22 protein-coding genes and 1 tRNA gene are annotated in these 25058 nt (G+C 58.0%); 7 read left to right on the top strand and 16 right to left on the bottom strand.

Annotation, left to right across the window (positions count from 1 at the left end; translation table 11 throughout):
• Positions 1-117: 117 nt before the first annotated feature.
• The 3 genes from ACYJRZ_RS03740 (at position 118) to ACYJRZ_RS03730 (ending at position 1957) form a co-directional block, all read left to right on the top strand.
• Positions 118-363, top strand: a complete 246-nt coding sequence (locus ACYJRZ_RS03740; RefSeq protein ID WP_459456204.1) for a hypothetical protein — start codon at positions 118-120, stop codon at positions 361-363.
• A gap of 67 nt (positions 364-430) precedes the next feature.
• Positions 431-634 (top strand): DUF1127 domain-containing protein, encoded by a 204-nt coding sequence (locus ACYJRZ_RS03735; RefSeq protein ID WP_459456202.1) that lies wholly within the window; start codon positions 431-433, stop codon positions 632-634.
• Positions 635-937: 303 nt separating this feature from the next.
• Complete coding sequence (locus tag ACYJRZ_RS03730) at positions 938-1957, top strand: GlxA family transcriptional regulator (RefSeq protein ID WP_348627044.1); 1020 nt, start codon at positions 938-940, stop codon at positions 1955-1957.
• 40 nt (positions 1958-1997) lie between these two features.
• On the opposite strand, the gene ACYJRZ_RS03725 is transcribed toward ACYJRZ_RS03730, so the two are convergent.
• From ACYJRZ_RS03725 to ACYJRZ_RS03705, 5 genes are all read right to left on the bottom strand, one after another.
• Positions 1998-3329, bottom strand: a complete 1332-nt coding sequence (locus tag ACYJRZ_RS03725) for a diguanylate cyclase (protein ID WP_459456199.1) — start codon at positions 3327-3329, stop codon at positions 1998-2000.
• Positions 3330-3504: 175 nt separating this feature from the next.
• Positions 3505-4344, bottom strand: a complete 840-nt coding sequence (locus tag ACYJRZ_RS03720; RefSeq protein ID WP_459456197.1) for a response regulator — start codon at positions 4342-4344, stop codon at positions 3505-3507.
• A 220-nt stretch (positions 4345-4564) separates the two neighbouring features.
• Positions 4565-7162 (bottom strand): mechanosensitive ion channel family protein, encoded by a 2598-nt coding sequence (locus ACYJRZ_RS03715; RefSeq protein WP_459456195.1) that lies wholly within the window; start codon positions 7160-7162, stop codon positions 4565-4567.
• A 419-nt stretch (positions 7163-7581) separates the two neighbouring features.
• The gene (locus ACYJRZ_RS03710) at positions 7582-8997 is read right to left on the bottom strand and encodes an FAD/NAD(P)-binding protein (RefSeq protein WP_459456193.1); all 1416 of its coding nucleotides are present in this window, start codon (positions 8995-8997) and stop codon (positions 7582-7584) included.
• 306 nt (positions 8998-9303) lie between these two features.
• Positions 9304-9450, bottom strand: a complete 147-nt coding sequence (locus ACYJRZ_RS03705; RefSeq protein WP_459456191.1) for a hypothetical protein — start codon at positions 9448-9450, stop codon at positions 9304-9306.
• A 229-nt stretch (positions 9451-9679) separates the two neighbouring features.
• Here ACYJRZ_RS03705 and ACYJRZ_RS03700 point away from each other — a divergent pair, with 229 nt between their 5' ends.
• Entirely contained in the window at positions 9680-10897 is a 1218-nt protein-coding gene (locus ACYJRZ_RS03700) for an SfnB family sulfur acquisition oxidoreductase (protein ID WP_459456189.1), read from the top strand.
• 21 nt (positions 10898-10918) lie between these two features.
• Here ACYJRZ_RS03700 and ACYJRZ_RS03695 read toward each other — a convergent pair whose 3' ends face one another.
• Together ACYJRZ_RS03695 and ACYJRZ_RS03690 are read right to left on the bottom strand one after the other, a co-directional pair.
• Positions 10919-11386 (bottom strand): RrF2 family transcriptional regulator, encoded by a 468-nt coding sequence (locus ACYJRZ_RS03695; protein WP_459456187.1) that lies wholly within the window; start codon positions 11384-11386, stop codon positions 10919-10921.
• A gap of 208 nt (positions 11387-11594) precedes the next feature.
• Complete coding sequence (locus ACYJRZ_RS03690) at positions 11595-13055, bottom strand: FAD/NAD(P)-binding protein (protein WP_459456185.1); 1461 nt, start codon at positions 13053-13055, stop codon at positions 11595-11597.
• A gap of 859 nt (positions 13056-13914) precedes the next feature.
• Between ACYJRZ_RS03690 and ACYJRZ_RS03685 the strand changes: the two genes are divergently transcribed.
• On the top strand, positions 13915-14037 hold the full coding sequence (locus tag ACYJRZ_RS03685) for a hypothetical protein (RefSeq protein ID WP_459456183.1): 123 nt from the start codon (positions 13915-13917) through the stop codon (positions 14035-14037).
• 137 nt (positions 14038-14174) lie between these two features.
• A complete protein-coding gene (locus ACYJRZ_RS03680) occupies positions 14175-14471 on the top strand; it encodes a hypothetical protein (protein WP_459456181.1) in 297 nt (98 codons plus the stop codon).
• Positions 14472-14643: 172 nt separating this feature from the next.
• Here the strand turns inward: ACYJRZ_RS03680 and ACYJRZ_RS03675 are convergent.
• From ACYJRZ_RS03675 to ACYJRZ_RS03640, 8 genes are all read right to left on the bottom strand, one after another.
• A tRNA-Lys gene (locus ACYJRZ_RS03675) sits at positions 14644-14719 on the bottom strand.
• Positions 14720-14843: 124 nt separating this feature from the next.
• Complete coding sequence (locus tag ACYJRZ_RS03670; protein WP_459456179.1) at positions 14844-15761, bottom strand: PhzF family phenazine biosynthesis protein; 918 nt, start codon at positions 15759-15761, stop codon at positions 14844-14846.
• Between the two features lie 69 nt (positions 15762-15830).
• The gene (locus tag ACYJRZ_RS03665) at positions 15831-16574 is read right to left on the bottom strand and encodes an NUDIX hydrolase (RefSeq protein WP_459456177.1); all 744 of its coding nucleotides are present in this window, start codon (positions 16572-16574) and stop codon (positions 15831-15833) included.
• Positions 16571-17686, bottom strand: coding sequence for an endonuclease/exonuclease/phosphatase family protein (locus tag ACYJRZ_RS03660; RefSeq protein ID WP_459456175.1), 1116 nt, complete (start codon positions 17684-17686; stop codon positions 16571-16573). Before ACYJRZ_RS03660 ends, ACYJRZ_RS03665 begins: the two co-directional genes overlap by 4 nt.
• 48 nt (positions 17687-17734) lie before the next feature.
• A complete protein-coding gene (locus ACYJRZ_RS03655) occupies positions 17735-18730 on the bottom strand; it encodes an isopenicillin N synthase family dioxygenase (RefSeq protein ID WP_459456173.1) in 996 nt (331 codons plus the stop codon).
• Positions 18731-18807: 77 nt separating this feature from the next.
• A complete protein-coding gene (locus ACYJRZ_RS03650) occupies positions 18808-19839 on the bottom strand; it encodes an ABC transporter ATP-binding protein (RefSeq protein WP_459456171.1) in 1032 nt (343 codons plus the stop codon).
• Positions 19827-21521 carry an ABC transporter permease gene (locus ACYJRZ_RS03645; RefSeq protein ID WP_459456169.1) on the bottom strand — a complete coding sequence of 565 codons (1695 nt, stop codon included), beginning with the start codon at positions 21519-21521 and terminating at the stop codon, positions 19827-19829. Before ACYJRZ_RS03645 ends, ACYJRZ_RS03650 begins: the two co-directional genes overlap by 13 nt.
• Before the next feature lie 17 nt (positions 21522-21538).
• On the bottom strand, positions 21539-22519 hold the full coding sequence (locus tag ACYJRZ_RS03640; RefSeq protein ID WP_459456167.1) for an ABC transporter substrate-binding protein: 981 nt from the start codon (positions 22517-22519) through the stop codon (positions 21539-21541).
• Positions 22520-22690: 171 nt separating this feature from the next.
• Here ACYJRZ_RS03640 and ACYJRZ_RS03635 point away from each other — a divergent pair, with 171 nt between their 5' ends.
• On the top strand, positions 22691-23749 hold the full coding sequence (locus tag ACYJRZ_RS03635) for an aldo/keto reductase (protein ID WP_459456165.1): 1059 nt from the start codon (positions 22691-22693) through the stop codon (positions 23747-23749).
• 18 nt (positions 23750-23767) lie between these two features.
• On the opposite strand, the gene ACYJRZ_RS03630 is transcribed toward ACYJRZ_RS03635, so the two are convergent.
• A complete protein-coding gene (locus ACYJRZ_RS03630) occupies positions 23768-24997 on the bottom strand; it encodes an aminotransferase-like domain-containing protein (RefSeq protein WP_459456163.1) in 1230 nt (409 codons plus the stop codon).
• Positions 24998-25058: the final 61 nt, after the last annotated feature.

Genomic DNA, 25058 nt, shown 5'->3' with positions numbered 1-25058 from the left:
TACCTTTCAATTTTTCTGATCCTAACCACCATATCATTTCATTTGTCTGAATGTCAACGAAGCACCATATTAGAGCTAATGGAAATTCATCGCAGACAGCCTCGAAGGAGTAAAATCATGGCTGGCACGGTATCAAACGAAGCCTCACGGCTTTTCTCTCTGTTACGCCTTCGCAAAATACGGCGCATGGCGCAGCATACGCTGGACGAGATTGCCGCCCGCTTTCCCGCTCATCTAATCGATGACGTCAACGCACGCGGCCTCCCCCCGGATCGGACGTTGTCAGTGCTGGAGCGCAAACCTGGCAAACTGCGTTCGTTCAATAATACTAATGGCAACTATAAGATCTATTCGTTTGATTGATAGATCTAGCAGGCCCATATTTAATCCGTGACATTTTGAGCGGTTGACATCTGAAAGGACCCTGAAAATGACGACCATCAGCTATAGACAGACCGGCGCACGGAACCCGTTTCCGTCAGGCGGAAGTTACGTGCCTTTCTTTTCTCGCCTCGCTAATCGCTGGCAGCAGTGGCGCTCCCTTCGCGAGCTCGAATCTCTGTCCGATGACATGCGCAAGGACTTGGGCTGGCCGGCCGCAAACGAAATCAACAAGCCGAAAGCCACCCGATGACAATCAAAAAGCATAACATCTGAAGGCGACGCTCAACCCGAACGAGCGTCGCCTTTTGAACATTTACGCATCCAGATGCGAAACGCACTTTAATCTTGAGAATTACACGCAAATATATTTCGCCGCCTGAGCATATTGCTCGCCTCTCCTTCGCTTCCGTCCTTCACAGCCGTATTTTTCAGAGTAGACGCAAATATCGCTTTGCGGCCGCGATTATCCATGCCAATGTCGCTTATAGACCATCGGGCCGACGTTTTTGACGCAAGGAATACGTAACGGCCCTGGAACATGGATTTTCACGACATGAGCAAGACCCCGATCAAGACACGCTCCCTGGTTTTCTTCCTTGTTCCGCATTTCACCATGCTGCCGTTTTCCGCGGCGATCGAGACGCTGCGGATTGCCAATCGCATGCTGGGCTATCCCGCCTATACATGGCGGCTTGCCTCGACGGACGGGCAGAAAGTCTATTCGTCCAGCGGCATCGGGTTGGAGGTCAACTCCTCCCTCACCGATGAGCGCCGTTATCTGGGCGGCGAGAACCGCCCGAACATGGTGCTGGTCTGTTCCGGCATCTATGTCGAAGAGTTCCACAACAAGTCGGTCAATGCCTGGCTGCGTGAGACATACAATCGCGGCGTCGCCGTCGGCAGCCTCTGTACGGGCGCCCATGTGCTTGCTCAGGCGGGCCTGCTGAACGGCAAGCGCTGTGCGATCCATTGGGAAAACTTGCCGGGCTTTTCTGAAACCTTCCCGCAGGCGGAAGTCTACGCCGATCTCTACGAGGTCGACAGCAATCTCTACACCTGCGCCGGCGGCACCGCCTCGCTCGACATGATGCTGAACCTCATCGGTCAGGACTTTGGCGAAAACCTCGTCAACCGCGTCTGCGAGCAGCAGCTGACCGATCGCGTGCGCAGTCCGCACGATCGTCAGCGCCTGCCGCTGCGCGCGCGTCTCGGCGTGCAGAACTCGAAGGTCCTGTCGATCATCGAGCTGATGGAAAGCAACCTCGCCGAGCCGCTGTCGCTGCTGGAAATTGCCGACGATGCCGGCCTGTCGCGCCGGCAGATCGAACGCTTGTTCCGGCAGGAAATGGGGCGCTCTCCGGCTCGTTACTATCTTGAAATTCGCCTGGATCGCGCCCGGCATCTGCTGGTGCAATCCTCCATGCCGGTCGTCGAAGTAGCGGTCGCCTGCGGCTTCGTCTCCGCCTCGCACTTCTCCAAGTGTTATCGCGAACTCTACAATCGCTCGCCACAGCAGGAGCGCGCGGAGCGCAAGCTGACCATGTCGACCAACCGGACCGGTATTGTCGTCTGAGAGTGGCGGAAATCAAAGCAAGCAAATGATGGCAGGCGGCTTACTGAGCTGCCTCCTGGGTCATCTTAAAATCGGAATAGACCTGGTTTCGGCCATTGTGCTTCGCCATGTAGAGAAACTGGTCCGCGGCGTTGAGATAGTTGTCGAAGGATTCGTAGCCGGCAATCTCCGCCACGCCTATGGAAACCGTCACCGAAAGCTCTTCATCGTCGGCAAGAACCTTCAGGCCGGCCAAGCTGAGGCGGACCTCATCGCACAGCGCGGTTGCCGCACGCGAATTCATTTCCGCAAACAGAATGGCGAACTCCTCGCCGCCAAGGCGGGAGAGCAGATTATCCGTGCCCTCCAAGAGCCCGTGAAGCCTGCTGGCAACGGCCTTCAGCACCTGGTCTCCGATCTCGTGCCCATAAGTATCGTTCAGATGCTTGAAATGATCGATATCGAGAATGGCAACAGAGCTCGGACGCTGGCGGCGCAGGCATTCATTGACCAGACGCGGGCCATGATCATAAAAATAGCGCCTGTTATAGAGCCCGGTCAGATAGTCGCTTGCCGCTGCCGCACGCAATTGCTTCAACTGCGACAGCGTCTCGACATTTAATGCGATGCGGCATTGCAGCTCCTCCTGAACGAAGGGCCGATAGATGAAATCGCTGGCGCCCGCCTTCAGGAATGTCGCAGACAGCAAACGATCGTTTGAAGACGAGATGCCGATGATCCGCATCCGATCCGAGCCATAGCGGTGACGGATGCGGCGGGTCAGTTCGTGCCCGTTCATGTCAGGCATATTATAATCGGTGACGACGATTTCGATGTCGTCGAATGTCTCGAGCATTGCCAGGGCTTCGATACCCGTGCCGGCTTCGGCGACCTTGAATTGCTGAGCGTGCAGCAAATCCGTCAGCATTTTCCGTGCCGAAGGCACATCGTCGACAACCATAACGCGGACAGACCGATTGGCGATGGCGCGCCGGACGGAGGAGACGAGATTGTCGAGGGCGAACTCGCCATCCTTGAGCACATAGTCGACGACATTGCGCTCCATGATGCGATTGCGCGTCGCCATGTCGAAAGACGCCGTGAAGACGATGGTGGGAATGTCATGAGCGACGGCAACGTCCAGGGCTTCTCCATGCGCAGCGTCCGGAAGGTTCAGGTCGATCACCGCCATCGTGAAGCTGCGTTCCGCCTCTGCCAGTATCTCGTTCAGCACTTTCAATGAAGAGCAATGGATGACGGCAAGACCGAGCTCGGTTTCGAACCGATGCGACAGCACCGCGGAAAACATGCGCGAATCCTCAACCAGAAGTATTTTCTGGCTGCCATCGCGGTGACCGATGCCGCCGTCAATGTTTCCTGCACGCAGTACCATTTCCCGTCAATTCCTCCCACACCGTCAGGTGTATGAATATTCAGTCAATTGCAGGTCTGCCAAACCGTCTTGCACGTATCCTGAACAGGATTCGTGAAAAAATTGGAACCGCTGATTGCGGAGATTTACATAAAAGTGATTTTTCCTCACTTTCTTGGGATTATTTCAGCCGATATTAGCCGGCCCGTATCCCCCTGGCGGGCGGCTGAGCCGACTGAATCTGCAGCAGCGTGTCGAGATTCTGATTCACGCGGCAGTAGAACTCCTCGTCGATGAATGGCCGCAGAATGAAATCATTGCCGCCCGCTTTGAGGAAACGAGCGGAAAGCAGCCGGTTGTTGGATGAGGAGACGCCGATAATGCGAAGCTCATGGGAGCCGGTGGTCGCACGGATGCGCCGTGTCAGCTCGAATCCGTCCATGTCGGGCATATTGTAGTCCGTGACCATAAGACCGATATCCGGGCTGGCCTTGAGGATTTGGAGCGCCTTGGCGCCATTCTCAGCAACGCTGACGCGGAAATTGTAGCGCTTCAGCCGGCTGGACAGCAAAGCGCGTGCAGTTGCGCTGTCGTCAACGATGAGAACGTGGTGACGGTGGTTGGTCAGAAAGCGGCAGATCGATTCCGCCAGCATATCCACGGCAAAGACATTGTCCTTGAGAATATAATCCACCACGTCCTTGGCGATCAGCTCGTCGCGCGTACCTTCGAGGAAAGTACCCGTGAAGGCGATCGTCGGAATGCTGAGATCGAGCAAGTAGGCCAGAGCTTCGCCCTTCTCGGCTCCTGGGAGATTCATATTGGAGATCGCCAGCTTGATCGGCTCCGACGACTTGTCGTAGGCGAGCTGCAGCTCTTCGAAATTGCGGCAGATCTCGACGTCGATATCCAGAAGCTCCTTCAGCTTGCCCCTGACCATCGATGTAAAGAGATTGGAGTCCTCGACGAGAAGAATGCGCGAGCCGGCAAGAGACGCGCCGGAATATTGCATCCCCGAAACACCCAGAAATGGCATAATGAAAACCTGCTTTTTGAAAATGATCCCCTCTGTATTGTTTTAAAACAAAGCCTTTGCGTATTTATTAAGTCGATTGGTTTCCCGCAAATGAAGAAAACTATGTTGGTCGGACGGCGCCACTCAAGGCGCGATCTTTTCGGCAGCGCGTTGTCCTTGTGAGACGTCGGCTAAAAGCTTCCAGTTGGAGCACACAGGCGACGATTTGTCTGTGCGCAACTTACTCCGCAGCAGTCTGGCCACGACGCCGGCTCGCCGCCTTTGCCTCAGGCGCCTTATCTTCGCTGGACGAAGCAGCGGAGCTTTCCTGAATGTCATCCTCGGCCTCAGGCCCGTCGGCAGAATCTATCAGTGCGTCCGCCGTAGCATCCAGCTGCCTGCCTCTCCTGCCGTCACGAACGATGTGCAGCTCCTGATGAGGATAAGGAATCGAAATCCCCTCCTCCTTGAAACGCTTCAGGATTTCGATGCGCAGATTGTTGCGGATCTCCATGCCGTCGGAGAGATCGGACAGATAGAAGCGCATCTCGAAATCAAGCGACGATGGACCGAAACGCAGGAACTCCACATGTGGCTCCGGATTCCTGAGAACCTTCGGGACCGAGCGCACCAGCTCCAGTAGGATATCCATCACCTTGCGCGGATCGGCATCATAGCTGACGGATACGGGGATTTCAGAACGGGCGAGCCTGTTGCGATGCGTCCAGTTGCCGAGTGACGCGTTGATGAGTTCGGAGTTCGGCACGATGATGGACTGCTTGCGGAAGGTCTCGATCTCGGTCGCGCGCACCGAGATGCGCTTGACGATGCCTTCCGATGTGCCCGAGACGATCCAGTCGCCGACCTTGAACGGCCGCTCGACCAGCAGGATCAGGCCTGAGACGAAATTCGACACGATATTCTGCAGGCCGAAACCGATACCGACCGAGAGGGCACTGGCGACGAGTGCCAGGCTGGACAAATCGATGCCGGCAGCGGAAATGGCAAAGATCGCCGCCAATGCTATGCCCAGATAGCCGATGCCTGTTCTCACCGAGTTGCGGACACCCAAATCCACCTGTCCGCGCGCCATGACATTGCTGTCGAGCCACCGCTGGAACCAGCGCGTGACCAGATAGCCGCCCGCAAACAGCAGGATGCCGACAAAAATCCCAAGCAGCGAGATCGACATGTTGCCGATCTTGATCTCGGTAAAGAGCCGGTAGGCAAAGGTTTCCAGATCCTGGATATGGAAACCCCAAGAGAGGAGAATCAGCGGAATGCCGGTCAGCAGCGCGACAGCGTAGGTCGCAAGCCCAGCTGCAAGACCGGCCTGATCGAGCGCCACTTCACGCAGCTTCAGGCGATTTTCCAGAAAGCGGCCGATGATCGTCTCGGCAAAAACGCCTTGCTTGGATACGGCCTTGCCGAGCTGAAAGCCGAGATACATGGTCGCGATGACGGCGCTGGTCACGATCATCTGCGTTGCCATGAAGCGGGCCAGCCCGACATAGCCGATGAACGAGATGAAGATCACCAATATGCCGAGACCGCGGAGAATGATCGCCATGCCATGCGGCCAATGGCGGCCCGGCGCATCCGGATCGCCATTCTTGGCCAGCATCGGCGAGCCGAAGGAGGCCGCAATCAGGATGAGGCCGATCAGCAGTGCCGCCAGGAAGCTCTTGACCACCGTAACGACGACCGGCGATCCCATGGACTCACTGATGCGGTCGAAGACGTAGTCCAGCCCGTTGACGACAGCCATGGCCTGCAGACACCAGGTGAGCGAATGCGCCCCCTTGTTCGACAGCTTGACCAGGCGCCAATGCGGCCGGAACGGCGCGAAGACGGCATTGCTGAGGCGACCGACGAAATAGACGAGGCCGATGAAGCCGAAGACTGCCGCCAGTATCGGCGCGATATCAGGCCGCAACACATTGAAATTCGAGAGGAAGAAAAAGGATGTGACGAGAAAAGCCGCCAGCGACAGCGTGCGGATGAGGGTCGACCAGAAGGCAACGGAGAGCCGGCTGATATAGGGCGGATTCTCGACAGACTCGTCCTGCACGTAGTAGCGGCGGAACAGCCGGTAACCCCCGACAAGAAATAACAGTGCGGCGCCGATCGACAGGCAGACGGCGGCCAGAAGCGAGGCAAGCTTGGCCTTGAGCGCGAAACCGATCCAACTCGTCACGGCGGTACTGAACTTGACACCCTCATCGACCAGAGCGGCCCCCGCATCGTCGAATGTCGCCGTGGAAATCTCCGTCCGCTTGAACAGCGTCTCGGCAAACAACTTTCGACGCATCTCCATGAATTGCATCGAAAGCCGGTTGCTTTCCGCGGTCAGATTGTCTGCATCGAGGATCACGGCGCTGATCTGCGAGCGTTCGGCGTTGAGCCTGTCGCGCTCTTGCGTGACGATCGGCGCCTCTGGCGGCTGGCCCTCCTTGGGGGCGGCACCGAGTTGGGTCAGGCGCGCATCGATTTCGGCAGTACGGGGCTTCAGGCGTGCGGAAATAGCAGCAGTGGTGCGATTGAGTTCATCAACCTGGCCGGAGAGCGCCACGAGTGTCTCGTCGTCCGATGCTGCCTGCTTCGCCGCCTCCTGAAGCGATGCGTAGGTCTTCTTTGCCTTGCCAAGATCGGCAACGGCCGTATCCAACAGCCCATTGGCGAGCTGTCCGGGCTGTTGATCCGTTTGCTGCGATGGCTGAGCCGGCTGCTGATCCTGCGCGAAAGCATCCCCGCCTCCCAGCGGACTGACGATGGCAAACACAGCCAATCTCAGCAGCAAAACAGGCAATAGAAAAAGACGAGATTTCAGCGGGCGCAAGCAGAGCTCCTCGTTGCACATGAAGTCGCAGCCAATGGATGATCGAAATCGCCGTAAAAATGGAGACCCGAGTTGTCCTATAATATGATTGCGAATTCCATAGTCTTTACGCGTACGCCTTGTAAGACAAAGAAAGGCGACACGAAGGCATTCCACGCCCTTATCCTCTCCGGAACCTCGCTCAAAACCTGGTAACGCCGCCTCATATTGGACATGACCTATCGCGCGGACCATTGCCAGCGCGCAAATAGGCCGGGAAACCACCTTGGCAATGACAGATTATACGCGCTCGGCAATTAGGGTGCAGGTGACGCCTTGATCGGCGCCAGTGGCAAGCCGCAATTCCGCCGCCACGCCATATTCTTAGCGAATCAAATGCCTCGCCGTCTTGCTCGCGAAGGGGAAAAGCTAGCGAGTGGTCAGACCGCCTTGCATTGCGGATGAAAACGCTCGGCTACGCTTTCTGCGGCCGCATAGGCTTGCGTCACGATCTCGGGCACGAGATCGATATCCGGAAGACTTCCAAGCCCGAGAGGACCGATAGCAAAGAGACCCTCCGTCGAACGCCCATTGACCTCGAGCGCACCTGCGGCATCGACGGCAAGTCCAAGGCCGAGCTCGTCCGGCACCGCAAGGCCGGCATCGATGAGGCTGCGCAGCAACGGAGCATTCAGATCGGGCGCCTGGCACCGACAATCGATCACATCATCGGCATAAAGCTGCTCGGTCTCCTGCCGTCCCGCGGGCCTCAAAACCAGCCCTGTCGGCGTCCGCCGGATGAAATGACCGCGCCGCAACAGCGTGTTGCCCTCAGCCAACTCCTGATTGAGGCGAACATGCAGGGCTTCGGGCAGCCGATTGCGATGACTATCATAGAGCGCCCGCAGATGACGGTTGAACTGCTGCTTCTGACCGGCCGGCAAAGATCGCCATAGCGATCGGGCATGCTTGCGCAAACCGTTCATGACGGACTGCCAGCTCTGCCCGTTCGCCTCCGCCTCCTCGCAGGCACGCCGAATGAAGCGAACGATTTCGCTCAGTTTGTCGGGCATCTGATCGGCAGGGAAAACCGGGTCGGCATTGTTGCGCGTATGGCTCTGCGGCAGAAAGCCCCGCCGCGAAACGATGGTAATCTGCCCCGTATAGCCGTTTTCGCGCATTTGCAGCAGCCGATCGACCACGCGCAGCCCGCTTCCCAGCAGGATCGTATGCGGCCGCGACACTAGGCGGCGCGCACGAACGGTCGTCGGGACACTGACGAGATCACCGGCCTGCCCCTCCCGATCGGCGATGCCGTAACCCGTTGCCAGCACCACCATATCGAACGGTGCGTTGCTGGCACCGTCACTCTCCACCACGAAACGACCGCCGCGAACACGCCGAAGGCCGAAGACCGTCTCGCTGCTAACCTGCACCGCCACATCGCGCCGTGATGAGAAGGCTTCCGAAAAGCGCTGGTAGACGTAGTCGCTAAAAATGCTCTTCGGCACGAAGATCTGCAGGAAACCCGGTATGGCGGCAGGGACGGCGCTGCGGAAGGGCGCGTTGCCGGAGAGCCATTGATTGAAATCATCGGGATCGCCGGCAGAGACGGAAAGATCGCGAACGCGGCTGTTGAGGATTTCGCTGCTGTGTCCCGAGGCGAGCGCCTGACCGCCGCTGACACTGGAATTGGGATCGAAAAGCTGGAGATGGAAAGGAAAGCGCACTGTCTTCAACAGGGCAATTGCCATCATCATTCCGGAAAAGCCACGTCCGATCACGGCAATTCGAGGCATCACGTAAGCCGACGCCGCCGCATTCGTCCTGGCGGAAAAGAATCCCTGAACCGTCATATCAACTCCTGGGGCCAGAGGTGGTCGATCATGCCTTTCCTGGGCTTGTCACTTAATGCCCGAACTCAAACTCTGATTTCACGTTCGACACCGAAGAACGGGGGCTGACAAACGCACAAGAGCCGCTTCGGGTCTCAAAATTCCACCCATCTTCTCCAACGAAAGAAGGGTGCGACAGGCAGGTCCAACTCGGTTCAATATCCGATGCCTGCAATCGTCCGCCATTGCTTCTTGAAGCGATCAGGCAGCATGATTATTGTCATTGTCTACTTATTTAGTCGTATATGAAAGCGCGAAAATGCGCCTCTAGCAAGCGCTTTCTTCTTCGGGCAGCGTCGGATCGGCGATCATGCGGCTTGAAAACATCATGCGGCTGGCTGCTTTTTTCATGCCCCGCCTTGGTTTGAATCGGCAAAAAGGAAAGCGATTCCGAGCGCTAAGATCAGATTTCAACGCCGCTTTCCTTGTGCATGGAATGGCATGGGAAAGGCGCCGAATTCATTATTCGACCTGACTGATATGGGTCGAGCGCTTACAATTTTACCGCCGGCGCCTATTATACGGAAAGGGTGCGATGCGAATACGCCAGTAAAGCCGCTATACGCTCCATCTATGGAAATCAGCATCTCGCTGATTTGCCACACCTTGATGAGCCGAGCTGGCGCTGACCGAGGAGTGACGAATGGGGACTGTTTCCCAATTGCATGAACGCGTCAGGCCGCCTGCCCATCGCGTTCAAAGCGAAGAGGAGGCGCTCGATATTGCGCGCTCGCTGGCCGCAGCCTTTGCCCAACAGGCGAGCGACCGCGATATCAACCGCATCCTGCCCTATGACGAAGTCGAGGCTCTATCCCAGTCGGGGTTGCTTGGAATTTCCGCGCCTTCGGAACATGGCGGCATCGACATTTCGAACAGTGTTCTCGCCGAAGTCATCGCCATCCTCGCGGAGGCCGATCCTTCCATCGCGCAGATATTGCAGACGCATTTTCATGTGCTGGAAGCGGTGAGAATTGGTGGCGGCGAAGACCAACGGGCGGCCCTTTTCGATCGCGCCATCGTCGGCGATCGTTTCGGCAGTATCTTTTCCGAGGCCGATGCAAGCGGCGCCGACCAGCACTCCTGGCATCTGATATCAGACGGCCCTGGCTTCCGCCTCAACGGACGTAGCCGGCCTTCCGCCAGTATTCTCTTTTCGGAGTGGGTCGCGCTATTTGCGGCGGATAAACGCAAGGGAATGATGGCCGCTGTCGTGCCAAGAAATACGGAGGGCATCCAAATCATCGACGACTGGGACGGTTTTGGTCAACGCACCTCTGGAAACGGCACGGTCATATTGCATAATGTCTATCTTGACGCAGATACCCTGCTGGCAGACCGAGAAAAATTAGCCGAGCCGACGGTGATCGATTGCGTAAACCAACTCACACGCGCCGGAATCAATCTTGGTATCGCCAGATCCGCTCTGGCAGCGACCATCGAGTTCGTGCGGGCTCGTTCTCACCCGGGGGAAAGCGACAGGGATGGACGAACCGTGAATGATACGCTGATCGTAACGAGAATCGGCGAAATTGCCGTCCGCATCGAGGCGGCAGCGGCAACGGTGGAACGGGCTGGCGGCAAGATCGACGCGGCGCAGATCAATCTCACGGAAGACCACGTCATCGATGCTGCGCTCTCGGTGGCAGCGGCCCAGACCATGACGGCTGATATTGCGATGGAGGCAGCAAATACGCTGTTCGAGCTTGCCGGCACGGCCTCCGCAGGCATCGGCCTTAACCTCGACCGCCATTGGCGCAACGCCCGCATCCATACGCTGCATGAACCGGCCCGCCAGAAATACCACATCGTCGGCAACTACCACCTCAATGACGTCAAGCCACTGAAGAGTTGGTTGCCTTGAAAAGCCAAGGCGGGTCGAAAATCAAGCGGTATGAGACGCGCGTCGATCTTCCCGTTCCGGGGCTTCGAAATCGGCGCCACCGGCGACGAATTGTTCCAGCGACATGTTATCGAGAATCTCGGCAATCGCGTCACGCACCTCGGTCATCGAGCGTCGTACCTGGCAGCGCTCCGGATCGGAACAGTCGTCGCAGGCTTCATAGGCCGTGCGGCTGGCGCAGCGGATAGGAGCCAGCGGACCGTCCAGCGTACGGATGACGTGGCCGATGCGGATTTCCGATGCGGGACGCGACAGCGAATAGCCGCCGCCTGGCCCCTTCTTCGAACGCAGCACGCCGGCGTTTCGCAACTCGAGCAGGATGGTATCGAGAAACTTCTTTGGAATATTGTTGCGTAGCGCGATATCGTTGATGAACGCGGTTTCACCCGGGCCGAGGCGTGCGAGATCCACCAGCGCCTTCAGTCCGTATTTTCCTTTTTTCGTAAGCATCGCCGTCCGCTTTACTGCAAAGTCAATTGTTGAAAACCCGGCATGGCTCGAAAGAGACTCAACGGGCCGATCCTGTCAGCACGGGACTGCGGAAGTAACCCCGCAATCTCCTGGGAACAAGATAGTAACTCACAAATTGTATAGTTTATATGAGTAAATTTAGGCAAATGTATCGTCTGAGCAACGATTTTGCGGCTTTTCTTGGATTTCAGGCGGCACTACTGTCCAGATATGCCTTGGCTGGTCCGCGGCTGTAGCTGGCGATTGCGCCAGCCACCTGGTCGGCCACGAGAACGGCATGCTCGACTACCTCGGGCAATCCCATCAATTCGCCGAAGGTTCCGCGTGCAAGCGGGCCGGAGATAAATAGAGACGGTACCACCGTCCCGTCGGCCGCCAAGGCGCGTGATTGTGTATCGCAGGAAAATCCCAAGCGGGCCGGGTCCAACGCAAGATACCCGGATTTCGACAGCTCCTCGATCCAGGCTTGGGACTGCAGAATGCCCCGGTGTCCCGGACCCGTGGTGACGACGACCGCATCGAACTGCCTTCTCACGAAACGTTCTGAACGGCTCAATCGCAACCGGCAATCGATGACATCATCAGCAATGCTAGCCTCCGCAACCGAAGCCGCCAGCACTTCAAGCCTGCCATTCGCGAGTGCCCGTTCGCTGGCAGCTTCAACCTGCGGCGCAACACGGAAACGATGCACATCCCAAAACGGCCTCAAATGCCGTACCAGCCGGCGTCGCTCCTCGATCGAAAGCGCCTGCCAGATTTGCCGCCCCTGCGTCCTCACCTGATCGATAACAGCATGCCAGCTCAGAGCTTCACCTTCGGCCTGCCGGATGGCGGCCCTCACGCTACGCAGAAGCTCAACCGCTGTCTTTGACGGCTGACTGGTAAAATCACCGACTGCGTCCTGCTTGACCGCCGCATGACCGCGCGAACGAAGGCCACGTCGGGATATCGCGGTGACTGGCCCCTTATGTCCTCTCAGCTCGAGTGAGGCAATGACATCGGCCGAGGTCAAGCCATTGCCGACGACCAGAACGCGATCATCGGCGCGGATGGCCGAAAGCGCATCCGGGCGCGTCGGATCGGCAACAAAGCGCGGATGATGGGCAAGCACATCCCGCAACACCTGCGGCGGCAAAGGCGACGGATGGCTTGTGGCGATGACGAGAATATCCGCATCCACGCGCTCGCCGCCAGCACCGGTCACCGCCCAGCGGCCGCCCGTCCTCTGGACACGCTCGACGCTCTGCCTGACGTGGCGGAGCCGCCCGTTCTCGGCGAAGGGACGGATCATGCTGTTGATATAGCTCCCGAAAACGGAACGTCGCGGAAAAAGACTACCATCGACGGCAACCGCCGCATCATCATCGGCAAGTGCATTATGCTCCAGCAGCCAGCGCTGAAAATGCTCGATGTCGTCCGGCAGCAGGCTCATCCTCGCCGCAGGCACATTGATGCGATGGGCGAGATCCCGTGTATCGTAAGCGAGCCCAGCCCCCAAACGCTCCCGCGGCTCGAATATGAAGACTTGCCCAGCCCGTAGCGACTGTCGCTGCAGCAGATGAAAGGCAACCCCGGTTCCCGAAACGCCACCGCCGATGATAACGACAACGGGCAGGTCACGTGCCTGATGGTCAGAGTCAAGGGTCAATAGCCAACTCCCTCCAGATCGATCACCACGGGAATTCTGCAAGGGTTGGGCGATCGGACTTATCTTGGAGGCGATGCTATACTCTACAAAATTTGTTGACAATACGATTGCCGCGCGCGCTCGCCTTCTCTGCGACCAGACGCAATCAATACATCGCTGATATACATTTGGAAACAAGTGGTTATTTGTGCTTTGCACAACATTGTTTTTGCACCGCAGGATGCAAAAAACTTGGCACATGCCCGCTGGAGGAACATACTAGCGGTTGTTCTGGTTCGTGTTCTCTACGGGAGGAGAAACATCATGGAACTGCTTCGCCTGCTCTCCGCCTTCGATTATACGCTGATGGTGATTCTGGCCGCTATCTTCGTATTCAGCGTCATGGAGGGCGGACATAAGAAGCACTGATTATGTGCCGTTGAAGTTGATAGTTAACGCCGTCTGGCAAAACGTGTCGGACGTTATTTTGAGCATGGTTCAATCATGGGGCAGCTCCGCTGGCAGCTTAGCGGAACGGGCGCTGCGCGATGAGCCTCTTCCCGTTTAAAGTCCAAGTCATCTTGAGCCTCATCTAGGTCAGCGTCCCGAGGAAATTGCAGCAGCGCCCGGGCTTAATATTCAGTCAAATCAGAGATTTTAGATCACGCAAGATCCGAACCAGGATCCGAACCTACCCATTCAAGTTTAAGAGTGACCCTGCCTGGTTATACCAGCAATAATGAAACGCAACGTGCATCACATAATTGTATAATTCAATGTACCTATTCATTTTTCCGAAAGGCAATTCACAAGCTTCGGGCAAACAATTCCTGGGATATTTCTCAGCATCAATAAAACATAAAGCAAAGAGGATATACTTATGGGATACGACTGGGACGGCATCAAGACGCGCCGCGTGCGAAGACTGAAATATGGGCTTTCCCTATTTCTTTTCACAATGTCGGTAACCGCGCCAACAGCGTTCCTGCTGCATCTGCGCTGAAGCCATTGGCGTATCGATCGTTCCGTCGCCGTTTCAAAACTTGCCCAACTGCGAAAAACGTCGTTCAACCGGAGGCGGAACCAAAGCAAGCCCCCGTTCGTTCTCGAAAGAACTGACTCGCTATCAAGGAGGACACCATGGCCGGCGTCACGCTGGACAAGGATATCAAGGCTCAGATCGATGAACTCCGCAGCCAGATCGATAGGCTCTCCACCGACTTGGCAAAGCGGATCGATAGCGCTTCGGATCGTACCGACGAGGCTCTCTCTTCAGCAAAGGTCAAAGTTGCGACTATAGCTGACCATGCTCGTTCCGAGGGCCGAAACGTCGTGCAGGTCGCAAGGGAAAATCCGACGGCCACCAGCTCCGTTCTGCTTGTGACGGCGCTCCTCGGCTTCTTTACCGGGCTTCTGTTGGGTAGGCTATCCGACTAGAGCGATGAGCCCTGCTGGGGGAAAATATCGTCCACCTCTGCTCAATTGGGCGAGGGACCGCAGGAGTGCATATGGCGTATGCCGCAATGCCCTCCGCACATTAACGCGTTGAAAACCGCGCAACCGAAAACCTCGAGACGTTTCGAATTATCTAGCGTTTTCAAGGAGTTTTTGGTGGGTGATGTAGGGCTCGAACCTACGACCCGCTGATTAAGAGTCAGCTGCTCTACCAACTGAGCTAATCACCCGTACCGCTTGCTGGCGGCGTGACCGGGCATATAAATAGGATCGGTTTGATTGTCCAGCGGCCAGACGAATTTTCTTTGTTTTTTTGTCAAAAAAATTTCAGAGGCCGCCTAAAACTCAATAAAATCAAAGCTCAAGAATTCCTGAAGCAACACGCACTGCCTGGCCGCCGATGCGGGCATTGGCGATTAGGCCGCCATTGATATCGAGGTGAAGGTGAATCAGCGATGGCCGTCCCATCTCGATGCCCTGCTCTATGACGACAGGATGATGCCCATCCGGCAGGGCGTCGAATTGATTGATCGCACCGGATAGCGCCGCCACCGCAGCGCCTGTCGCTGGGTCCTCGACGATACCCATTCCCACGGGGAACATGCGTGCGTGGAATTTGGCAACATGATTGACGCCACCGCGGCAATAAATGAAAGCCGAGGCGAGTGCTCCGTCGACGAAGGGCACCGTTTTTTCCCAAAGCTGCAGATCGAATTCCAGCCTTTCAGCGGCGCCAACATCGTGCACCGGCACCAAAAGAAACGGCACGCCGGCACTCCAGATGGAGGGAACATGGTTCTCGAAACCGATCTCGGTGATCTTCAGGCTGAGTGCGTTGGCGATATCTGCCCTGTCGAGCGGCAGCAGGATCTCCTGCGACTTCTTCGGCAGATCGAACTCGGCAAAACTAGCCTTATTCTGTCGCAGCTTGATGGCGCAGCGCACCGGTCCGACACGCTCGTCAAGAACGGAAACGAGATCGAGATCGCCGCCATGATTGGCATGGGCCTTCTCCGCCAAGGCGATTGCCGTGCCGACTGTCGGATGCCCGGCAAAAGGCAGTTCGCGACCGGGCGTGAATATGCGCAGGTTTGCCGTATGGGCGGGATTCTGCGCCGGCAGCACGAAGACCGTCTCGGAAAGGTTCATCTCCCTGGCGATCGCCTGCATCGCCTCGTCGCTCAGTCCCTCGGCATCGAAGATGATCGCCAGTGGATTACCAGCCAGTTTGTTGTCGGTGAACACATCATAGACACTGTAGCTGCGTGCCAATCTGGCCTCCATCACGCTTCCAGACTTAACTATTCATACCGGCAAGCGACCTCAGCGCAAGCCCAAGAGCTATCTACTGCCTCCGAAGAACCACGCAAGAATGGGCAGCATCGCTATGCTGTAATGATGCGCGGCGGGATCGGCCGAGCGAATGGCGACCACACCGTCGACTTCATCCTCTTCGGAAACCAGTATATGTGCCTCGATCCGCCGCAACATATCCTCAGCCGTCCAGGGAAAGCGGAAAACACGGAAGAGCGTGACCGAACGGTTTATATGGCTGGCGTAGTATTGAGGGTCAGCAATCGCGTCGTCCAGGTCCAGACCTGTTTCCTCCAGAACCTCTCGCCGCATATTGCTCGCGACATCGGCGTGCCCGCCAATGATATCGCTCTCATCTAGCGATCCGGCAGCGCAATAGACCTGGCCGGGATTAGCCGTATGCGGCGACATGCGGATTGCGATGATCGCACCGTCGAAAGATACCGCCACTGGAAATGCGAAAAGGTGAAAGCCGCCTTGCCGCTCCTTTTGCTTTCGCCACCAAAGGAACGTCGAGAATGGCGTCACATAGGCTTCCCCCTTCACAGCGCCATCAACAATCGACAGCCGGTGCTGAAACACCATGCGGCCATCAAAGAGAGCTGGGTTGGCGGCGATTTCCTTTGCCCAGTTCTTCTGCGCAGCCTCCCGTTCCCGAAGATGAAAGGGATGGTCGCCGGGAAAAACGGCGAGGTCGATGCTGGAGATGGGAAATACGGTGGCTTCCGGCGGCCAGCCGGCCATATCGCTCTTCAGTTCTGAAACACTCATATCAAATCCAATGTCATGACGACGGGGCAATGGTCGGAGGCCTTCGGCCTGTCCCAGCCGACGCGTGGGTAGCGCTCTACCTCCTGCCCCGGTGGGAAAATAGTACGGAAGGGCTGGCCCGAGCGGATGATATCGGGCATGCGCGTTGCATTAGCGCGAGCCAGCGCCGGAGAGAGCCAGATATAATCGAGTTGGCAGAGCCGTTGCTCCTGTGGTCCACGGGCGTGATAAAGTGTCCAGCGGTCAAGCTCGTCGCGCCGCCGCATGACGTTTTCGGCGAAACCGTCATGGCTGAAGACGTCGAGCGCGCTGCCCTTCTCCTCGCCGCGCGGTTCGAAGCGATAGCCGGTGCGGCGTGTGCCGATGACATCGACCCATTCCTGATAGTCATTCATATCGCCGCATATGGCGAAATTCTTGGTCGCCGTGCGCCCGGCACCGAAACGATCTTCGATAATGCGGCGAACTGCCATGGTCTCGGCTCGGCGGATCGGCATGGTCGCATGACGTCCTTCCACGCCTTCACGTACCGGCCCCATCGATTTCAGATGGATCACATAAAGCGAAAACGGCACGCCGCCAATGTGGAGATACAGCTCCAGGCAATCGCGCTTGAAGATCTTGTCTTCCGAACGAAGGCCAAGCGCCGCAAGCTCATCGTTAAAAAGGCCGAAATTGCCATATGTCACCATAGCGTGACTCTTGATATCGTTGAGGACGATCGGTTGTCCGTCGCGCGTCTCCTCGCGCATCATCACGGCGACATCGATGCCGCGGCTGTCATTGCCTTCGATTAGGAATTTCTGCCGATAGCCGTTGCCGACCATGCGATAGAGATAACCATATTCGAAAGCCTGCAGCGCCGCCATGTTGTCCACCTCCTGTAGGCAGATAATGTCAGCATCGGCATCCGCAATCGCAAGCGCCGTCATCTGCCTGGTGTCGTCGGTCGCCGCAATCACGCGCGCCGCTTCCAGCTGCTGATAGATCTCTTCATTGCGGACATCGAAGAGTTGTAGAACGCGATCCTGGCGCAACTGGTTGCGAAAACCAGTGTAATCAAAACGGGTCAGAAGGTTTTCGACATTGAAAGTCGCAAGGCGCAGGGACATAAAGCATTCCAGTTTAAAAAGAATGTGAGCCGGCTTATTATATTCTCGTCATCCGGCTTTGGCTGTGACAGTCGATTTGAACTTGCCCATCAGATACGGGCCGGAAAGAACAGGTGCATATTTCGGCTCCTCACCGTCCTTCAGGCATGATGGCAGGCAGGCGATCTCGGCAAACCAGTTCGGTTGATGGAAGAAGGCAAGGGATTGCCGCCGCTGCATGCCGCCGTCCTCCGGCGGCGGATTGACGACGCGATGCACTGTGGAAACCCAGCGATCATTGGTCCAGAGCGCCATCAGGTCGCCGATGTTGATGACAAAAGCACCCTCCACCGGCGGCACCGGCGTCCAATTGCCATCAGGAGCGATGATCTCAAGGCCCTTTGATCCAGGCTGAGGCAGAAGGATCGTCAAGCTGCCGTAATCGGTATGCGCGCCGGCGCGAAGCTGGCCCGGCTGCGGTGGCACATGCTGCTCGGGATAGTTCAGCGCCCTCATCGCACTGATCGGGGCATCGACGTGAGGATCGAAGAAATGTTCATCGAGACCGAGCGCGGTGGCAAATACGCGCATGATGCGCGCCGCCAGATCCTCCATCGCCCGATAATAAGCCTTCCATGCCTCCACAAATCCATCAGGTTCTTCCGGCCAGATGGTGGCGGCATAGCAGAAGCCGAGCGCTTCCGGATCGCTCATGCCTGCGGGAACGGAAAGTGGGCCGCCATTGAAGCTCTCCTTCAGGTCCGGCGGTGTGTCGACATTACGCGATTTTGCCAGCGCTTCGGTGCCCGGTCCGAGATAGCCGTAGGGATAGCCGGGATAGAGCGTTTTGGCGCGCTGCTTCACCTCGGGCGGCAGATCGAAGAAGGCCTGCGTTTTCCTCCAGACCTCGGCGATCACGGCGTTCGCAATGCCGTGGTTGGCAATCGCCAGAAAGCCGGTCGAGCGGCATATCTGATCCACCTCCGCACCGAGCCGCTTTTTCTCCTCATGACCAGCCGCCTCGAAGGCGCCGAGATCGAAAATCGGAAAGCTATGATCGGACATGCGCGACTCCCATCCGTAACCTAGAGCAAATCAAGCATAGGAGGCGGCAGGGAACAACCATCTTGTCCCCTGCCCGATCAAAGCCGCCAGGCCGAGCGGATGGCGACCCGGTAGTCGTCACCCGCGGCGACGGCCTCGCGGCTAAAGGCGCGCAGCAGCTGCCCGTCCGGCATCGACAGCCTCAGAGCATAGCGCTCGCCCTCATAGAGAACGGAATCGACACGGCATGAAATGCCCTCGCCATCGACAACCACGTCCTCCGGCCGCACGAGAATATCCGCGCTGGCCGAGCCACCTGCCCGATTCTCCCACAAGCCTCGGAAGAACGGCCAATCGATGCTGCGCGGACCGCCGTCGGGAAAAGCGAGCGACAGGACGGCGCCCTGCCCGACCAAGCCGCCGACCATTTTACCTTCAGGGCGCGCATAGATCTCCGCCGGCGGCGCCACCTGCAGCAGCCGCCCTTCCGACATGACGGCAACATCGGTCGCAAGCGCCATCGCTTCGCTCTGGTCATGCGTGACATAGACCATGGTTGCGCCCGAGCGCTGGTGAAACTCGCGAAAGGTCTCCTCCATCTCCTTCTTTAAGTGACGGTCGAGATTGGCGAGCGGTTCATCGAGCAGCACGACATCGGGCGATGTCACCAGGCAGCGAGCCAGTGCCACACGCTGGCGCTGGCCGCCGGAGAGATCGGCGGGACGGCGTTCGGCATAATCGCAAAGACGCACCGTCGCCAAGGCCTCGCGCACCTTCTCTCGGTAGTGCTCGCCGGAGACGCCGCGCACCTTGAGTGGATAACCGACATTGTCCGCGACGTTCATATGCGGCCAGAGCGCGTAGGATTGAAATACCATCGCCATGTTGCGTCGTTCGGGCGGCAACATGCTCGCCGCATCCGCCAGCAGCCGTTCGCCGAGATGGATGGAACCATCGGTCGGCTGCTCGAAGCCGGCGATCATTCTGAGCACAGTCGTCTTGCCGCAGCCGGAGGGGCCGAGCAGCGCAAGGAAGCCGCCCTCCCGTACGTGGAGCGACAAGGCGTTGACGGCGGCGCGACCGCCCGTGCCGAAATCCTTGCTGACATGATTGAGGATCAGCTTCGCCAAGGCACCACTCCCTTCGGCAGGTGCTTGGCCATGATTTCCAGAAGCACCATCATGATAACGACCATGGCAATGACGATGACCGACGTCGCCGAGGCAAGGTCGGCGCTGCCGCCATCGTCGAGATTGTAGATGACGACGCCGAGCGTCTGCGTGCCGGCCGACCAGAGCAGTGCCGAAACAGTGAGTTCGTTGCAGGCGATGAGAAAAACGAGGATCACGGATGCGCCCGCCGCCGGCGCGATCAGCGGCACGATGATATCGGCCAAGCGGCGGAAGAAGCCGGCTCCGGAAAGCCGTGCCGCCTCTTCCAGTGCTGGATCGAGCTGCAGGAAAGCGCTCATAACCGGCTTCAGGCTGACGGCGAAATAGGCGGAGAAATAGGCAAGCAGAATGATCCAGATCGTTCCGTAAAGGGTGACGTTGAGGATCGGCAAGGGTGCTGCGAATACCAGAATGAAGCAGACGGCGATGATGATGCCTGGAAGCGCATAGGGAATCTCGATCATGCCGCCAACGATGCGGCTGAGCGCGTCCTTGCGCCGCGTGAGTGTATAGGCGGTGAGCACTGTCACCAGCAGGAGACCACAAGCTGTCATGCCGGCGAGAAACAGTGAATTGGAAAAGGCGGTGCGCGTTATGCTCTGCCGAAACAGGATTTCCGTAAATGCGTTGAGCGACGCCGTCTTGAAGGTGAGCGGCACGCCATAGGCCGGCACAAGCGCACCTGCGACCAGCGCCAGGAAGGGCGCGACGAGCATGACGAACAAGACGGCGCAGAGTACCGGCAGGGCAAGATAGCGCCAGCGGCCAAGCGAAAAGGCTGCCGTCGCGCCGGAAATGCCAATAACGCGGTAATCACGTCCCTTCAAGGCCCTGCCCTGTACGGTAAGCCCGACAACGGCAATGACAGCGATCATCGTCGAGAGCACGGCGATATCGCCGAATGTCCTCGGCCCGAAGCTGGAGAATTTCGTGAAGATCAGGGTCGACAGCGTATAGATCGAGGCGGGAATGCCAAGGATCGCCGGAATGCCGAAATTGCCGATCGAGGAGACAAAGGCGATCGCAGCGCCCGCAATGACACCGGGCAGAGACAAGGGCAGAATGATATCGCGGAAGACACGCAGACCGGACGCGCCGGAAAGCCTGGCGGCCTCGACGCCATCGCGCGGCAGCACCATCAGGCCGGCTCGCAAGGCGAGATAGACGAGCGGCGCATGCTGAACGCCATAGAGCAGCGCGATGCCGCCGACGGAATAGAGCGGCTGCGGCGAGCCGAGCGGCGGCGCGATATGCAACGCTTTCAGCAAGGGACTCGACGGTCCTGACATCTGCACCCAGGCGAGCGCCGTCACCTGCGGCGGGATCATCATCGGCAGCACGAAGAGGAAGCCGAGCAATCCCCTGCCTGACAAATCTGTCAATGTCAGCAGGAATGCGAAGAGGCAGCCGAGCAAGACGGAAACGACGGTGCCAAGCACAGCTGTCTCTATCGTGTACCAGGCCGAGCGCCAGAGCGAGGGATCGGTGACGAGTTCATAGATGCCGCCTTTGAGCAACGCCTCGATGCCGACGAACGCCAGCCGCGCCAGCGGCAGGACGCTGAGCAAAAGCACGACGGCAACAACAAAAGGAAACAGCCAGGCCGGCTGGCTGTTTGCCCGACGCACATGTGAGTACATTCCAGATCCGGGTCGGATTACTTCGACTTGAAGTAGGTGGAGAAGGTCTTCAGGTCCTGATCCGTGTTCTTGAGAGCATCGACTGCATTCAACGGCAAAACCTTGATGCTGTCACGTGCGGGAAAACCTTCCGGCAGCAGCGTGCCGTTGCGAGCCGGAATATAGCCGAGCTTCAAGAAGCCTTCCTGGCCCTTTTCGGAGAGGACGTAATCGACAAACTTCTTGGCTGCGTCGGCGTGCTGCGTGCTGGCGAGAATGCCGACCGGCTCGGTGACGGCCGAAACGCCCTCCTTCGGGAAGACGAACTCCAGCGGGGCGCCCTTGGCCTTTTCGCGAATCGGCATGTAGTCAACGATCATGCCATAGGCCTTCTCGCCAGAAGCAACCGACTTGAGCACCGCGCCATTGCCGCCCGAGGCGATCGCACCATTCTCGGCCAAGTTCTTGTAGTAGTCCCAGCCGAGGCTGCCGACGCCGGCAAGCGTCTGTGCGTGGATGAGAGCGGCGCCCGAGGCAAGCGGGCTCGGCATGGCGACCAAGCCTTTTGCTTCGGGCTTCACCAGATCCTGCCAGCTTGCCGGCTTCATTGCGGCGGCGGTGTTGTAGACGATGCCTGTCGTGATCAGCTTGGTGGAATAATAATAACCGTCGGTGTCATAGAGTGAGGCATCGTAGTTCTTGGCTTCCGGTGACTTGTAGGCGAGCAGCTTGCCGGCTTCCTTCAGGCGCTCCAACGTCACCGTATCGGCGATCAGCAGAACATCGGCGACCGGAGCGCCGGCCTGCATTTCGGCCTGCAGTTTGGCGATGATCTGCGGCGTGCCGTCGCGCACCCAATCGACCTTGATGCCTGGATTGGCGGCTATGAAGCCATCGACGGTCGCCTGCGCATCGGCATTCGGCTGGCTGGTATAGAGGACGAGATCGGCAGCATTGGCGCTGCCGGAGAAAAGGGCAATGGCCAATAGGCCGGCAAAGGCGGAAACAAAGATCTTCATGAAACGTCCTCGGCTAGGTTGTAGGAGGTTGTCTAAACGCGGGGCTTAACATGATTGTGACAGTTGAATTTGAATAGATTGCAGTTCGTATGATGATTGAATCTTGACCGCGGCACTCCTGCGCTATTTGCTGAGGCACGTATTTCAGACGGGATCGAGGAGGATAGATCTATGGAATATCGCCTGCTTGGCCGCTCCGGCCTCAAAGTTTCCACCATCACCATGGGCACCATGACATTCGGTGGAGTCGGCTGGGCAAAAACCGTCGGCGATCTCGGCGTGAAGGAAGCCAAGAAGCTTGTCGACATGTGCGTAGATGCCGGCGTTAATCTACTCGATACGGCCGACGTCTACTCGCAAGGCGCATCGGAAGAAATTCTCGGCGAGATCATTGGCGGCCCCCGCAAGAACGGCGTGCTCATCGCCACCAAGGCACGCTTTCCGATGGGGCCGGGCGCCAACGATGCCGGCTCTTCCCGCCAGCACCTCATTCAGGCCTGTGAGGCGAGCCTGAAGCGCATGAAGACGGACGTCATCGACCTCTACCAGCTGCATGAGTGGGACGGACAGACACCGCTGGAAGAAACGATGGAAGCGCTCGACACATTGGTTCGCCAGGGCAAGGTCCGCTACATCGGCTGCTCGAACTTTTCCGGCTGGCACATCATGAAGGCGCTTGGCGTCAGCGAGCGCGACAAGCGCGAACGCTTTGTCAGCCAGCAGATTCATTACACGCTTGAAGCGCGCGACGCGGAAAACGAACTGGTGCCCATTAGTATCGACCAGGGGCTCGGCATTCTCGTCTGGAGCCCGATCGCCGGCGGCCTGCTCTCGGGCAAGCATCGCCGCAATCAGGCGACGCCGGAGGATACGCGCCAGTTCGCTGGCTGGACGGAACCGCCGATCCGCGATGAGAACCGCCTGTGGAACATCGTCGATACACTGGTGGAGATCGCAGACGGTCGCGGCGTTTCGGCTGCTCAGGTGGCGCTTGCCTGGCTCATCGGCCGCAAGGGTGTGACCTCGGTCATCATCGGCGGCCGCACCAAGGCGCAGTTCAAGGACAATCTTGCCAGCGCCGAGCTGAAGCTAACCGACGAAGAGCGCAAGCGGCTCGACGACGTCAGCCTGCAGCCGCTGATGTATCCCTACTGGCATCAGCGCAATACCGCCAACGACCGGCTGAGCGAGGCCGATCTGGCGCTGATCCGCCCGCATCTGGGGAAATAAAAAAACGGCAGTGGCGGCTTAGGCCGCCATTGCTCCGATTTCGCCCGCAATCAGCTTGCCAAGCCGCGAGATGCCCTCTTCGATCATCTCGTCATTGGCGCAGGAGAAGCTGACACGGAAGGTGTTCGCGCCAGAACCGTCGGCGAAGAATGCCTGACCGGGCACGAAGGCGACCTTCGCCGTTTCGAGAGACCGTGCAAGCAACTTGGCGCCGTCCATACCCTTCGGCAGGGTGATCCAGACGAACATGCCGCCTTGCGGCTTCGTCCAGCTTGTACCGTCGGGCATGTATTTCGCAAGCGCCGCCAGCATGCAGTCGCGACGCTGGCTGTAGGTCTTGCGGATCTTGGCGACCTGCACATCAAAACCGCGTTCGGCGACCTGATGGATGGCGATCTGGTTGATGGTCGAGGAATGCAGGTCGGCAGCCTGCTTCATCAGCACCAGCTTGCGGATGACAGGCGCATTGGCGACGATGAAGCCGACGCGAAGGCCGGGCGCCAGCGTCTTGGAGAAGCTGCCGCAATAGATCGTGCGCGTGTCGTTGATGCTGCCCTTGCGGGCGATTTCCAGCGCCAGGATCGGCGCAACCGGCTCGCCGTCATAACGCAGCGACTGATAGGCGGCATCCTCAATGACGGCGATATCGAGCTCTTCGGCAAGGTCGAGCAGCGTCTTGCGACCAGCCAGATCGACCGTTTCGCCGGTCGGATTGGCAAAATCAGCCGAAAGATAAGCAAATTTCACCCTGCCGCCGGCCTGCGAAGCCGCGGCGCGATAGGAATCCGGCGTGCGGTTTCCATTCGGCGTCAGCTGGTCATAGGTCGGCTCATAGGCATTGAAGGCCTGCAATGCGCCGAGATAGGTCGGCGCAGTCACAAGCGCCGTGTCCTTCGGCGACAGGAAGAGCTTGCCGAGATAATCAAGGCCCTGCTGCGACCCGGAAACGATGAAGACGTTTTCGAGCTCGCAGGGAATGCCGAGCGCCCCCATCTGGCCGACAAGCCATTCGCGCAGCGGCTTGTAGCCCTCGCTGACCGAATATTGCAGCGCTGCATTGACAGTCGGGCCGGAAAAAATATCGGCATAGGCCTGCTTGAATTCGGCATCCGGAAACAGAGCGGGATCGGGAATGCCGCCTGCAAAAGAGATGATATCCGGCCGCTCCAGGAGTTTAAGCAGCTCGCGGATTTCGGATGCACGCATACGGCTTGAGCGCGTCGCAAAGATATTTTCCCAATTCAACATGGGGCTTCCTCGTAATTTTTGGTCTTTCCGACACAAGATCACGCAACAAAATATAAGTCAA

The sequence above is a fragment of the Rhizobium sp. No.120 genome (genome assembly GCF_054558365.1).
This window is presented reverse-complemented; position numbering and strand designations above follow the sequence as displayed.